Below are 12,510 nucleotides of genomic sequence, written 5' to 3'. Positions count from 1 at the left end.
GGAACAGAGTTGCCTGGCCCGAACCTTGTATTGGTTCCGGGTCAGTGCTTGCCATGCCTTCTCCTGCGTGCCAGGACGAATAGCTGGGACATGGGCTCCTCCACGTATGCAACCGATATGGAATGAGGCCCTGATAAGTGGCTGACGACGTACCCTTTTACGCGGACGATGCGGGCAGAAAGCTGGCCCGAAAGTTCGAGATGCACGCATATGACGTGCGAGCCCACTTGAAGAAGTTCAAGGATGAGACGGGAGAAGAAGCCATTTCTGACGGCTTCGGTTTCCTGACGGAATCGGATGAGGTCAGGTCCGCTTACGTTGACTACTCAACGAGCGCCGCTGAAGCTATGAAAGCTGTCCATGAACACCTGGATGCCATTGCCGATGCTCTGAGGAAGGTCAATAGCAACACCGAAGTCACCGACGATGATGTGGCAGCGCTTTTCGGGAAAAAGGGCGACGGGGGTAAGTAGTGAGCGGTAAAGAGTCAGGGGCTGAGGAGCTTGTCGAGCTCGGGATTGAGCTAGTCAACCCTGGTGGTAGGCCGGATGAGCTAAGGCAAGCTGCCAAAGCTTGGCGGCAGCTTAAAACTGATGTCTCTGGCCCCGAGGGCCTCCTCAAAGCCCTGGACAGAAACGTCGAGGACACCGTTGGGGACACCTGGCGTGGCCCCGCTGCTGAAGCTTTCAGAAAGCACTGGCGCGAATTCAAGGCGGCTGTCGAAGAGGCAACAGAGGATTATGACGATATTGCCAAGCAGCTCGACGAAATAGCCGATGAAATCGAGACAGTCAACGATGAGATCCATGCGATCTATGTCGAAATCGGCGTTTCGATTGGCGTAGGAGTGGCGCTGTCATTCGTGACACTTGGTGTCGGAGCAGGCGCCGCGGCGGCGAATGTGACTCGCCTTGCTGCCCAAGCCATCCGCATTTCTGCACGCCTTGGTACGCTCCTCCGGCGCATCGCTACAGCTATCCGCGCTTACCAGCAAGCGGGTAAAATGACGAAGTTGGCGGCGAGTTTCTTTATTAACTGGGGTGGCAACACCATGGGCACGGTGATTGGCACAGCAGCTTCTGGGGAGGGCGTCGATGGTGCAAAGCTGTGGGAAGCGACATGGCAGGGAGGCCTTGCGGCGGCAGTTGGTACGCCCGTGGGTATGGGGGCGGCTGGTAAGGCTGCCGCCAAGCTGGACGACATCGGTGTGACTGGGCTCGGAAAGCATGTGGGAGAAAACGTTGCGGGTGGCATCGCGGGCAACGTGGCAGGCGGACTCGCCGTTGACGGTCATACTGCCCTGACCACTGATGAGAATCCGGAGTGGGGAAAAAACGCGCTGATCAATGCCGTAGGCGGCGGTCTCGGTGGGGGAGCTGTAGGCGGAGCGGGTCATTATAGGCAGGGATTGCAAGACGCACCTTCTCCCACGCCCGGGTGGGATTCTTCGAGGTACGGCCCTCGAGAAGGGCCGAACTTCGGAATCGAGGTACCCGCAGGCGGTGTTGGTGCTGGTACTGCCGGAGCAGGGGGGGAGATCCTTGGTTCGGAAGACCCCGGAGAATCAGGTTCTCCGAAGAAGGAAACTGGGGCAGAGTCTGGGTTTTCTCGCAAACAGCGAAGCATTAGTGAGGACTTCGGATGAGCGGAAATTTCCGTGCTGCGGCTATTTGCTTGGTAGTGGCCGGTCTGGGGGCCGTAGCGGCGGTTGTCTGCGTTTTGATTCAACCCTCCATTCCCTTGCCGCGCTGGGATCTGCTTATTTGCCTCACTTTGGCCGTTGCTGCCATTGGTGGCAGTATCGGTTTCATTCGTGGGAGTGCCACCACGAATTTGTCGAATGCGGGAGAAAGTAAATATTGGTGGCCAGCTCAACGTAACGGATGGATCGGCTTCGTTATTTGGACTTGGGTGGTTCCTGTATTCTTTGTGGCTTATGCGGCAACATCCTCCTCGTCGCAGGCGTGGGAGATTGTTGATTCGGGGCATTCAATTGAAAAGGTTGAAGTCGACAAGGTTCTTTCCTCCGAGTTTGTTCAAAGCAAGCAGTCAGGTCATCACTCCACCAAAGTTCAGGTATCGGCTCCTTTTAACCAAGGGCGCAGGCCAGTCGAGGATAAGTTCGCTTCGGACTCCCCAGTGGAAGTCGGCGACCAGGTGTGGGTCCTCTATGCACCGTCAGAACCAGGGCTCGGTGCGCTCATCGACAATGATCGGGGCTCCCTCGAGACGCAGATCGGTGGCCCAGCAGAGACTTCGCTAGTGCTCGCGGCAATTGGTTGGACTGCATTCAGTTGGATGCTCAACCTGTTCGGCAGTGTACGTCCCGATCCTATGAACACTATCAAGCGTGCGCTCAAGGCGGGACGAGTCCGCGTCGTCCCTGTCACTGTTGGCCATGTGGGAGTACAGGTAGACGAACGCCCGTCGAAGAGCTCCAAGATCAAGCGGCCCAAGCCGTGTGTTCAGTTGACGACGTCGGATGGCCGACGCTTGGATCTCTACCTTGACGAAGTCGTTGACCCTGTGCCGCTGTCTCGTTTCCTGACCGATGCTCAATCCAACCTATACTGGAGACCTCCGGCACAGGAGCTGCCATATGGGAAATCGGTTGGTTATTCGGTGCTGGTTTTGAATGATCGGCGCTGTCTCCAAGGGTGGCTGGAAAGTACGAACGGCGGCGACTTGCCAGAAGGGTCGCCTGTTCCCGCGAGCGAAGAATTGCCGGAGGGGCGCGAGTTGCGCGCGATTCGACCGTTCCCTGTACGGGATCGGTCGTTGCATTCTGGCGGTCTTTGGGCGTTGCTGGCCAGTCTGCTGGCGTTGCTGATTATCCCGATTGGCGTGGGTACTTTCTTGACGGTTTTCCTGGCTACTGTCGCCTTCTTGCTGCCCATGGTCGCTAAGAGCGTTTACAAGGGCCGCCTCACCCGATACCTGCAAGGCCTACTCCCGGACACAGTGCGAGTTGTCGACTCTTAGAGGTCGTCTCATTTGGCGAGTCTGCGGTAGCAGATGAGGGTGCAGGCGATGCTGGTGAAGGCCAGGAAGTGGTCGGCTTTGCGTTCGTAGCGGCGGTGGAGGCGGCGGCACCCTCCGAGCCAGGCCATGGTGCGCTCGATGGTCCAGCGGTGGCGGCCAAGACGCTTCGAGGGCTCGATGCCTTTGCGGGCGATGCGGTGGGTGATGCCGCGGGATCGGAGCCATCCGCGCGGGTGACGGTTGTCGTAGGCCTTGTCGGCGTGGAGCTTGGCCGGCCGCCTGCGGCGGGGTCCGCGACGGGAGCGGATGGGCGGGATACCCCGCACCATGGGCTCCAGGGCCTGGCTGTCGTGCAGGTTCGCGCCCGAGATGCCGATGGAGATGGGCAGACCGGAACGTTCGGTGATCAAGTGGATCTTCGACCCAGACTTGCCTCGGTCCACAGGATTCGGACCCGTCAGATCCCCCCTTTCAGGGCCCGCATGCTCACCGAGTCGATCGCGCACCTCGACCAGTCCAACTCCCCGCGTGCGCCGAGTTCATCCAGCACCAGACGGTGGAGCTTGGCCCACACCCGGGCCTTGCTCCACTCGGTGAACCGCCGGTGAGCGGTCGGCCCCGAGGGCCCGAACGACGGCGGCAGCTGCCGCCACGTACACCCCGACGTGGCCACGAAGACGATCGCCGCCAGCACCTCACGGTCCCCGTACCGCCGACGGCCACCACCCTGCGGCCGCGACGGAGAAGGCGGCACCACCCGCTCGAACAACACCCACAACTCATCCGGAACCAACCGCTCCACAATCCCCACGGCACCAGATTACCGAATCAATCCAAATGAGACGTCCTCTTAGTGGATGCAAGCCGACGCGTACGGCTCTCCGTTTCAGACGCTTCCAGTCGCCACCTTCGTACGTCAGCGGTAGCGGACGTAAGCGCCCAAGACGCCAAGCTCCCGGTGGACGCGCAGCGCGGGTCGACGCCCCCGCCAGCCCCGCTTGCCACCGAGAGCTTTCCGTTGCCCGTCCATCCCCCACTCGACTCGTCACATTGCGTACAGCGCCAGCCGAAGTCACAAGTTCTCCACGGAACCCGTCGCGGGCGGCTGTGACCTTGCGATCGTGCAGGTCGTAAGGTGTTGCGTGACTTATGAGGAGGGCGTGATCAGAGGGGCTGAAGTCTGCTTCCTGGTCGCTGAGGGTTGGTGAGGTCTGTCCCGCACCCTTGTGGAAACTGTCCAGGAAGCGTCGCGGAGCCCGCACGCCTTCCGGCCCGCTGAGCCGGCAGCCGGGTGCGCTTCGCTGCAATCCTTCAGGGCTGCTCCGAAAGACGCCTGTCAGTGATGAGTCGGTTGTCGATGAGGGAGAACTCCGGTCCATGGGGGATCATTTCAAGGCAGACACGGATCAGCTGGGGGAGTTCCTCAGAACCCTTGAGGGTTGTGTCCGTGATCTCAATGAGGCTCGTGCCGCTCTTGATCACGTCCGTGCCGATCAGATCGGTACGAAGCGACTGGACGAGGCGTGCGACGGTTTCCAGGAACGCTGGAAATATGGGTCCGAGCAAACCAAGAAGATGATCGACGCCATCAGTGAAGGCGTGAAGTCGAACAAGAAGGGCTACGAAGAGGTCGAAAAGGCCCTGGAGAAGGCCTTCAACGACATGGCCCAGGAGTCCGCCTCGGGCGGAAAAGGCGCGAAGTAATGGCTGTGAATCCCTACCCCAACCTCGGGTGGAACCCGGTTCCCGGCATACCGGGCGAAGTCAATGCGCTGAAGCAGAAGGTCACCGTCGCCGCCACCGCTCTGCGCACATGTCACACCCAGCTCCAGAAGCTCATCGGTGAGAGCAGTTACTGGGAAGGCGACGCGGCCAAGGCGTTCCGCGAGGCGATAGACGGCGAATTGCCGACGTACATCAAGAACGCCGCGCGGTCGCTGGAGAAGGCCTCAGCCCAGCTGGGGAACTGGGACGGCTATCTGACAGCCAACCGTGACCTGGCGCAGAAGTACGACGCGGCCGCCGCCGAGAAGAAGTCCGCCGCCAACACGGCCAAGGAGCGGCACGACAAGGCCGGACAGCATCCCGATCTCAAACTCGCAGGCCGGCAGTTCGACACCCAGGAAGAGGCCGACGCGGCCACAGCACGCCTGCGGGCGGCCGAGCGCAGCCTCAACGAGGCGACGACCGCGCTGAACCAGGCCAACGGCGCGTACGACGACGTCATCACCAAGGCCAAGACGCTGGAGACCACGCACTCGGACAACGCCGAGACGGTCGCCAAGTCGCTCGACGACGCCACCGACAAGCTGGCGCCCAAGGAACCGGGCTGGCTCAGCAAGGCCGTCGACGCCATCTGGGACGGCATCAAGGCCGTCGGGGCTTTTCTGTACGAGCACGCCGGAACGATAGGCGCCATCGCCGGTATGCTGGCGCTCTTCCCGACGCCGCTGGCTCCGCTGTTCGCCGGCATCGCGGTCGTGGCAAGCGCCGCGTCCATGTCCAAGAACCTCTCCGATCCGAAATTCAGGAGCGACCTGTTCGGCGGCGGCAGCGGAATGGACATGTTTTCCGCGTGGGCCTCCATCGTCGGTGACACGGTCGGCATGATTCCGGGCGGCAAGGCCCTCAGCGTGGCGGCGAAGGAGGTGGCCGACGGCATGGGCATGGCTGGCAGGATGGGTGTGGCCGTGTCGAGTACGGAGAAAGCCGGCGCGTTCGTCAGGGAAATAGTCCCAGCCTTCTCAAAGACCGCCTCGGACGAGGTCGCCGATGCCTGGCGAGCGGCGGGAGATACCGCTTCGGAGTCGGCGAAGCTGATGGGCGAGATCACCGCCAACGGCGTCAACGTGGCAGCGAACGTCGTCTCGTCCCTGGAAAGCCTGGGCGTGGTCGACAAGGAAGGCGGCGAGCACAATGCCGCGGAGAGCACCAAGGCCGCTGCCACCGCGCATAGCATCGCGGGGCTACTGGGGTGGCTGTGAGCGAGCGTGTCACGGCGAGTGAGAAGCGGGTTGAAGAGTGACTGAGACGTACGCGGATGTGGCGAGCGAGCCGCGGCCTGCCTTCTGGTACGGACTGCCGCACGGCTACCTGCAGTTGGATCTCGACCCGCCGTTCGAGCAGGTCGTGGCGCTGATCCAGCAGGTACTCAGCCTGCCCGACGAACTCCGCGATCGTGCGGAAGAGGTCGTGCGGTTCTACACCGGTGTCGTGGGTCTGATGAACGCCCAGCAGGTGCAGGGCTGCGCGATCGGGCTCCACCCGGACGAGGCGGGCGGAGCAGTGTCCTCCGTACTCACCGTCTCGACCGTCCCGGCCTCCGGGGTCAACGCCAAGCTGGTCCTCGCCAGCATGGCCGGCACCGCCGCTGACAACCCGGACGAAGGCATGCGCCCTCTGGAGCTGCCGTGCGGAACGGGCTTCATCGCCGAGAAGAAGCGGCGTACGGTCGCACCCGGCAGGCCGCCCGAGGGCGTCGGCGTCCCTGCCGAGGACGTCGTCTGGCAGGGTACGGTCGCGGTGACGGGCAGCGGCATGCCCGACATCGTGGTGGTGCAGCTGGTGACGGCCGCTGTCGACCTCGCGGACGACTACCGGGACGTGTTGCTCGGTGTTGCGCACACCCTGTCGTTCACCGACCCGTCGCCCCGGCGAGAGCCGGGTGGTGACGGCGGCGCGGATCGGGGTTCCCCCGCTACGAACGCCATCAGGAACGACTTCGGATAGCCACGGCAGTGTCCGAGTCGAACAGCAGTGGCCGTAACCAAAGGAGACCCATGCCGGAAGCACCGCATGTTGAGTACGCGTCCCCGGCCGCGGGCGCGGAGGAGCTGCGCAAGCGCCTGACCTCTCGTGTGGTCAAGAAGTTCCTGGCGTACGGCGCGACCTTCGCGGTTATGGCGGTCGTCCCGCCGTTGCTGGTGCAGTCGGGAGCCTTCGACGGCACATGGCACTGGATCGTGTCCGTCACAGCGCCCTTCACCGGCATCGGCATCATGGGGCTCCTGGTCCTCCTCTTCTACAGGCTCCCGTCCGCCGTCGTCATCACGCGCGTGTGCCGGAAGGCGTTGCGCCAGTATTCCTTCGAAGAGTTCTGGCCGCATGTCGTGAAGAAGGACGGGAAACATGCCACCAGGGGGCGCCCCGAGCTCACGCTCAGGCTGAAGAACTCCGAAGGCGCGAGGTCTCCGCTGCTGCGCGTGCTCGAAGTGCCGCGCCGCGGCAGGTTTCGCGATCCATGGCCCGAGGGCATCGAGAACGGCGTGTGGGTGGCAGGGGACCTGGCGTTCGGAGGCATCGCGTTCGTGCCGAGCAGCGGCGCCCTGCTGCTCATGCACCCCGAAAAGTGGGACAGGCTGGCCTCGGACCGCGAGTCGGCCGGCCCGGACCGTATCGCCAGGGCTGAGCGGGCCGGGCTCGCACGCAAGGTCTTCTGACCACCCGTCCGTTCACCGTTCACCCGTCAGCCGTCCACTCGCTTCGTCCTCCGCCTGCCCAACCAGCCGTCGGCCCGTCCGTCTGTCCGGCGGTACGTGCGCCGACTTCAGATGGCGGGAGATACTGCGGAGATGAGAAGTGAGGAGAAGCGAGATGGCCCAGCAGCCGCAGAACCCCAAGGGACCCGATGCCGACCGCGGTGTGTGGGACGAAGCGCTTGACCCCGAGCAGGTTCGCTCACTGAACTCCGCGCTTCATAAGCTCGCCGACGGCGGCGGCGCCGGCAAGGAGCTCCAGGACACGGCGAAGAACCTGCTGTCAGGCCGCTTGCAACTGCGCGACGCCCTGGACGACCCCGCAGCGGTGCGGGCTTTGAGCGGTGGCCCCATGGCCTTGCTGCGCAACCAGTGGGAGACGCTCTCCGACGAGGAGCAGGAGCAGATCAGGCTGGGCGAAGCGCCGGCGAGTGACGGCGCGCCTTCGGGCCCGAACACGCCGACGCGCTCGGGGGAGGACGCGCAGCAGCCCCGGAAGAAGAGCCAGGGGCGGCACAGCGGCGGCTTCTCGCTGTACTGAGCACCCGAGCCCCCAGGGCTTCATGCCGCATGGCGGGGCGGGGCGGACACCGGCCCAACCCCGCCGTGCAGGGTGCTTGCGTACGAGCTGAAAGCGACCGGAGTACACGGTCAGTGCACTCAGAACAGCCCGTGCCACATCTGCTCGACGATCAACGACCACCAGGCGTCGGGATTCACCAGCGCCGTGGCGTCGACGGCGACCAACTGCTCCTGCAGTTCCGCCACCGCCGCGCCCGCTGCCACCGGGTCGAGTCCCTGCATCCGCTCCCGGACGGTGGCGAGCAGGGCGAGGGAGCGGACGTACGCGCCGACCGAGACGTTCACGTAGCGGGCCGACGCGGTGACCGGGTCGATCGCCCAGACCGCGTCGAGGCCGTTGGGCTCCGTCGAGCCGGGCAGGCACTGTACGGCGAGTACGGCGACGCCGTCCCAGCCGATGCGGGTCAGGTGCGCGAGGGCACCGATCTTCCCCTCACCGGCCGGGCTGCGGCGCTCCCGCAGATTGGTGGCCACGTCGGTGAAAAGGCCGCCCGCCGGGGGAGCGTCGGGCCGGTCCGTGGTGAAAAACAGGGGCAGGTCGACGGGAAGCCCGGCCCACGTGAGCAACGACTGCGCTTCCTCGGGGAGTTGGGTGATGGCGAGGTCGTCGGCGTCGTAGCGACGGACGCCGTCGGTGCCGAAGACATCGGTGAGGTGACGGCCGAGGGCTACGTCTCGCAAAGGCTCGGCAGGAGGCACGTCTGTGGGGACGGGGACACGGTGGGGGCGGGGCGGTGGCTGCTGGCCGGCGATCCGGTGCATCGTCTCGACGTGCTGGACCAGTCCGGCAATGCCCTCCGCGCGGTCCTCGGGGCGGGCGCCGTAGGTCTGGGAGCAGGAGAGGCTTGCGTTTCTGTATGTGTTGAGGAGTTCGGCCGTGTAGCCGCCCGGGAGCAGGCTGGGACGCAGGTCGGTGTGGATGGCGAGAACGTTCTCATTGGGCACGCCCATCCGACGCAGCTCACCGGCCGCCTGGTGCTCGGACGGCGGGAGGCCGGGGCCGGAGTTGCGGAAGAGGGTGGTCTCCTCGCCGGTGGCCGGGTCGGTGTAGGTGAAGACGGAGGTGTTGCCGGGGCCGGTCACTGGGCGGGAGTCCCCGGCCGTCCCACCACCGGATGTGCTGCCGCCGTGCTTCTGCCGGTACATCCGTACGACCTCGTCGACGGGAACCGAAGGCCAGACCGTCAGCTCACCGGTACGCCGGTCGACCACTCCGCACGCGTCCCCGACCTCCGCGGGCGGCCGCCGCTCCCCGGTCTCCGGATCCTGCTCCAGCGGCGCGGGCGCGGCCCACACCACCCAGCCCAGATCGAACTCCCGCATCCTGACCTCACGACGGTCCCCTGAACCCTCTGGGTTGAGCCAACGGTCGGCGGTGGCGAGTGCCTGCTCCTGGGTGGTCACTGGAGGCTCCTTGAGGGCTGTGGCGCGAACGCCGGCGGCAATGGCTGTGTGGAGAGAACGCGGGCTATCAGGCTGCCACTGAGTCCTCTGAGTGGATCCGAAGGGCCTTGGCGCCGTGCGCTGTTGCTACGAGGAGGATGCCCTCGGGCGACAGGTCAACGCTGGTGAAGGGGGAGTCGGAGATGAGCGCGGTAACCGCCTCGTCGTTCGTACGGTCCCACACCCGGACATAGTCGGAGCCTCGGCTGAGGCCGAAAGGCGAGGCGGCACGCTCCTCTTCGGAAGGGCGCACAATCTGTTCCAGGTCGACTCCCCCGAGAGGGGTGGCCGGATGTACAAGACTGTGGACAAGGACCGCCGAGTGGCCGGCTGCCTCAGCGGGTTGAGCTCCGGGGGTGTCAGCGGGCACCACAAGTACGGCCACGGGCATGTCAGTTCCGTTGGCGCCCGGAAGGCGCGCGGTGGTCACCTTGCTGATGCCGGGCACCGGCACGCTCCAGAGAGTTTGCCAGGGGAGATCGAAGTCGAGCCGACGCACTGCCTCGGCGTACTCGGGCAGCCTGTCCTCAATGAAAGCGGACTCCAGTAGGGCGGCACGCAGCAACGCGGAACCCTGGGTACGGGTCAGGAGGGGGGCGGTGCGCAGATAGGTGCGGGCGGGCGCCCCGAGTGTGTCGACCGGCACGGTTTCCACAACTGCACGCAGCGTGACCGGGTCGGCGTGGACGAACAGGCCCGGGTCGGTGAGGAGCTGCGGCAACAGCCCGGCTTCGAGGGCATGCGCTGCGATGTAGTCGCAGACATATGGATCCGCAAGACCCCAGTCCTGATCAGGCACCGACTGGAGAAGAGCCATCGCGATCTGGGATTGTGCTGCTCGAATCCGTGGAAGGTCTGCCCGCACCTGATCGGCGATGGCAGGGTGCAGCAGGCGGATCAATGTCCGCTCGGTGATCGCGTCCTCTTCGATTACGACAGGCTGCACAAACGGACCCGCCAGAGTCATCCCGTCCGCGATCGCCGCCCGCATGTCCCGGCCGGCGACCGCACTCGCGAGCGGCGCCCACAACTCGATGGGAAGACCCTGCCCTTCGGCGAGTGCCAGCGGGGCGAGCATGAGTCGTAGCGACTGGGGATCCACACCGAGTCTCCTGGCGTGCAGATCAAGGGCCTCACCGATCGTAGTGGGCAATTGCTGTTCATCGCCGGGGTCGACCCCCTCTGGCGCGGTCAGAATGCTGTTGACCGCGAGTTCTGCCACCAAAGGACTGGTTCCGGCTCGTCGACCGATGCTCTTGGCCAGAGTCCCACGCACAGCAGCGTCGGCGGTGAAGGGCAACCCGGGTGCCAAAAACTGAGGATTCAGCATTGTCTCGGCTTGCAGGGCAAGGCCCTCCGGGTCGGCCCACTCTGGATCGTCGAGGTCGATGACCTGCGTTGTGCCGGGCGGGAGGCCCTTGTGCAACTCGGCAACGAGTTTGCGTGGCACCTCGACGAGCAGGCGGATGCTCGGTGTCGCAGCGAGCGGTGCGAGGACGTCCCGTACCAGCCGGACCGGTTCTTCCGCGGCCCGGATCGGGCCCGCGCGATCGACATCTGGTACAACGACGGTCAGTGGCCCGAGCCCCGCCAACCCGGCGTACACCGCTGCGGTGTCGGAGACTTCCAGACCGTAGTGATCGGCGAGTACCCACAGGAACTGTGCTGAGGTCAGTCCCCGTGGACTGGGCACGGCAGGAGCAGGGAGCTCCGGCGGTACGGTCGAGGGGTCGAGTTCGTCCAGGATCAACTGCTTACGGAACTCGGGGTCGCAGAGCATGAGGAACCCTGTGAGGAGCCGGGAGCGCCCACTGCCGGAATTCCCGGTGAGCAGCACCACACGTGGTGCCCCGGGCCAGTCCATCCGCCACGCGGCCATCGCACGCAAGGCAGCAGTGCGCCCACCGATGTGAGGGTGTGGTGCGTAGTTGTCGGTCGAGCCGGTCATGGCTTTCCGTCTCCCACTTGCTTATACGTGTGCGGAGGAGTTCGCTTCTCGGATCAGCGACTGAACATTGCTGTCAGATGGGCAGAGCGCCCTGGAACAGGCGGTTTGGCACCGCGGGGTGCGTGGTGGCCAACCAGCCGTGGCCTCGCATCGCCGCCGGGCGCATCCGACCGGGTTCGACAGAGAGCTTCAGTGCCACCATGTCTGGATCGGTGACACCTTCTGAGTACCTCTCGACGAGATCAGGATCGAGAAATGGGTCATCCGCGTCGGCTTCGATGTAGGTGAGCTCGAAGGGTAGTGGGTCTCCCACCCATTCGGAGTCGGCGTATGTGCTGTGTCCACGCACGACCCGACCCTTCCTCGCGATCCACCAGACATTGGCGTTGTGATACGTGTCGATGTTGTAGAAGTGGCCCTCGCCGCAACGCTCGCTGATTTTCTCCGCCAATTCTGGTCCGCCCACTGCGTCCAGAAAAGAATCACCGTAGACCAGCCGCCACCCCTTGAATTCAGGTGTGATAAATACCCGGAATGCGTCGACTCGTCTACCGTCCGGAGCCTCGGTCTCGATAGAATCCTTGGCGACGGTGGTCGCTGCGACGCCCATGACTGAGGTGGCGGGCCGGAGGTCGTGGAGCCCTAGTGCACCGACGGCGCCTTCGAGCTCATCCGCTGGGAAGGCCAGCCATCGAGTTTCCCGAGGCAGGGTCACCCGATCCTGCTTCTCGCTCAGCAACTTGATCCGCACGAGCCGTTCGATGACCTGACGATCTCTGGAGTCGAGGCCGTCTTCCCCTCCCACCTCAAGAAGTGCTCGAAGAGCCGGCCTGCGCAAGGAGCCCGGGCCTCTGCGCCGAATCTCCTGAAGGTGCGGAACTGTGCTGTGCGATGCGCGCCGGAAGAAAGCGATGCCTTCCGAGTCTCCGCCGGAGGCCCGTCGGTCATCAAGGAGCGGCAGAACATGCTCGACCGCCACAGGCCCTAGAGCGACAAGGGCGTCTTGAGCCGCTGTGCGGACGGCGCGATCGTCGGACGTCAGATCCCGTACAAGGGACTCGATGCTGTCTGGCATGGTGG

General features: G+C 64.5%; 12 protein-coding genes. 8 read left to right on the top strand and 4 right to left on the bottom strand.

Annotated elements, in window-relative coordinates:
- Nucleotides 1–137 precede the first annotated feature (137 nt).
- Genes BN1555_RS08060 through BN1555_RS38450 form a run of 3 tightly spaced genes read left to right on the top strand, consistent with a single transcriptional unit; the run spans nucleotide 138 to nucleotide 2,982 of the window.
- The gene (locus BN1555_RS08060) at nucleotides 138–473 is read left to right on the top strand and encodes a hypothetical protein (RefSeq protein WP_255305935.1); all 336 of its coding nucleotides are present in this window, start codon (nucleotides 138–140) and stop codon (nucleotides 471–473) included.
- Nucleotides 473–1,645: a WXG100 family type VII secretion target gene (locus tag BN1555_RS08055; RefSeq protein WP_093798731.1), complete on the top strand. Its 1,173-nt coding sequence runs from the start codon at nucleotides 473–475 to the stop codon at nucleotides 1,643–1,645. Before BN1555_RS08060 ends, BN1555_RS08055 begins: the two co-directional genes overlap by 1 nt.
- The gene (locus BN1555_RS38450; RefSeq protein ID WP_141662828.1) at nucleotides 1,642–2,982 is read left to right on the top strand and encodes a hypothetical protein; all 1,341 of its coding nucleotides are present in this window, start codon (nucleotides 1,642–1,644) and stop codon (nucleotides 2,980–2,982) included. The genes BN1555_RS08055 and BN1555_RS38450 overlap by 4 nt, the downstream gene beginning before the upstream one ends.
- A gap of 8 nt (nucleotides 2,983–2,990) precedes the next feature.
- Here BN1555_RS38450 and BN1555_RS08045 read toward each other — a convergent pair.
- Nucleotides 2,991–3,787, bottom strand: a protein-coding gene (locus tag BN1555_RS08045; protein ID WP_176710255.1) for an IS5 family transposase whose coding sequence is annotated in 2 segments (ribosomal slippage) — nucleotides 2,991–3,454 and nucleotides 3,454–3,787 — 798 coding nt in all. Because the reading frame shifts where the segments join, the coding sequence is not laid out codon by codon here.
- A gap of 572 nt (nucleotides 3,788–4,359) precedes the next feature.
- Here BN1555_RS08045 and BN1555_RS08040 point away from each other — a divergent pair.
- From BN1555_RS08040 to BN1555_RS08020, 5 genes are all read left to right on the top strand, one after another.
- Nucleotides 4,360–4,686 carry a hypothetical protein gene (locus tag BN1555_RS08040; protein ID WP_093798728.1) on the top strand — a complete coding sequence of 109 codons (327 nt, stop codon included), beginning with the start codon at nucleotides 4,360–4,362 and terminating at the stop codon, nucleotides 4,684–4,686.
- Nucleotides 4,686–5,966, top strand: coding sequence for a putative T7SS-secreted protein (locus BN1555_RS08035; protein WP_093798727.1), 1,281 nt, complete (start codon nucleotides 4,686–4,688; stop codon nucleotides 5,964–5,966). Before BN1555_RS08040 ends, BN1555_RS08035 begins: the two co-directional genes overlap by 1 nt.
- A 37-nt stretch (nucleotides 5,967–6,003) precedes the next feature.
- Nucleotides 6,004–6,711: a hypothetical protein gene (locus tag BN1555_RS08030; protein WP_141662827.1), complete on the top strand. Its 708-nt coding sequence runs from the start codon at nucleotides 6,004–6,006 to the stop codon at nucleotides 6,709–6,711.
- Nucleotides 6,712–6,761: 50 nt separating this feature from the next.
- Nucleotides 6,762–7,421, top strand: a complete 660-nt coding sequence (locus BN1555_RS08025) for a hypothetical protein (protein ID WP_093798725.1) — start codon at nucleotides 6,762–6,764, stop codon at nucleotides 7,419–7,421.
- Nucleotides 7,422–7,575: 154 nt separating this feature from the next.
- On the top strand, nucleotides 7,576–7,998 hold the full coding sequence (locus BN1555_RS08020) for a hypothetical protein (RefSeq protein WP_093798724.1): 423 nt from the start codon (nucleotides 7,576–7,578) through the stop codon (nucleotides 7,996–7,998).
- A 119-nt stretch (nucleotides 7,999–8,117) separates the two neighbouring features.
- Here BN1555_RS08020 and BN1555_RS08015 read toward each other — a convergent pair whose 3' ends face one another.
- The 3 genes from BN1555_RS08015 to BN1555_RS08005 form a co-directional block, all read right to left on the bottom strand.
- Nucleotides 8,118–9,443: an SUKH-4 family immunity protein gene (locus BN1555_RS08015; RefSeq protein WP_093798723.1), complete on the bottom strand. Its 1,326-nt coding sequence runs from the start codon at nucleotides 9,441–9,443 to the stop codon at nucleotides 8,118–8,120.
- Nucleotides 9,444–9,510: 67 nt separating this feature from the next.
- On the bottom strand, nucleotides 9,511–11,430 hold the full coding sequence (locus BN1555_RS08010) for a hypothetical protein (RefSeq protein ID WP_093798722.1): 1,920 nt from the start codon (nucleotides 11,428–11,430) through the stop codon (nucleotides 9,511–9,513).
- Nucleotides 11,431–11,503: 73 nt separating this feature from the next.
- Nucleotides 11,504–12,505: a hypothetical protein gene (locus tag BN1555_RS08005; RefSeq protein ID WP_255305934.1), complete on the bottom strand. Its 1,002-nt coding sequence runs from the start codon at nucleotides 12,503–12,505 to the stop codon at nucleotides 11,504–11,506.
- Between the last annotated feature and the right edge of the window lie 5 nt (nucleotides 12,506–12,510).

The sequence above is a fragment of the Streptomyces sp. Wb2n-11 genome (assembly GCF_001049855.1).
Taxonomy (GTDB): domain Bacteria; phylum Actinomycetota; class Actinomycetes; order Streptomycetales; family Streptomycetaceae; genus Streptomyces; species Streptomyces altiplanensis.
The sequence above is the reverse complement of the archived record's forward strand: the minus strand, read 5'-3'. Positions and strand labels throughout refer to the sequence as shown.

What these genes read in the sequence shown, in the direction of transcription:
- BN1555_RS38450 (WP_141662828.1), top strand. Translation starts at nt 1,642, where the DNA reads ATGAGCGGAAATTTCCGTGCTGCGGCTATTTGCTTGGTAGTGGCCGGT.
- BN1555_RS08040 (WP_093798728.1), top strand. Translation starts at nt 4,360, where the DNA reads ATGGGGGATCATTTCAAGGCAGACACGGATCAGCTGGGGGAGTTCCTC.
- BN1555_RS08035 (WP_093798727.1), top strand. Translation starts at nt 4,686, where the DNA reads ATGGCTGTGAATCCCTACCCCAACCTCGGGTGGAACCCGGTTCCCGGC.
- BN1555_RS08025 (WP_093798725.1), top strand. Translation starts at nt 6,762, where the DNA reads ATGCCGGAAGCACCGCATGTTGAGTACGCGTCCCCGGCCGCGGGCGCG.
- BN1555_RS08020 (WP_093798724.1), top strand. Translation starts at nt 7,576, where the DNA reads ATGGCCCAGCAGCCGCAGAACCCCAAGGGACCCGATGCCGACCGCGGT.
- BN1555_RS08010 (WP_093798722.1), bottom strand. Translation starts at nt 11,430, where the DNA reads ATGACCGGCTCGACCGACAACTACGCACCACACCCTCACATCGGTGGG.
- BN1555_RS08005 (WP_255305934.1), bottom strand. Translation starts at nt 12,505, where the DNA reads ATGCCAGACAGCATCGAGTCCCTTGTACGGGATCTGACGTCCGACGAT.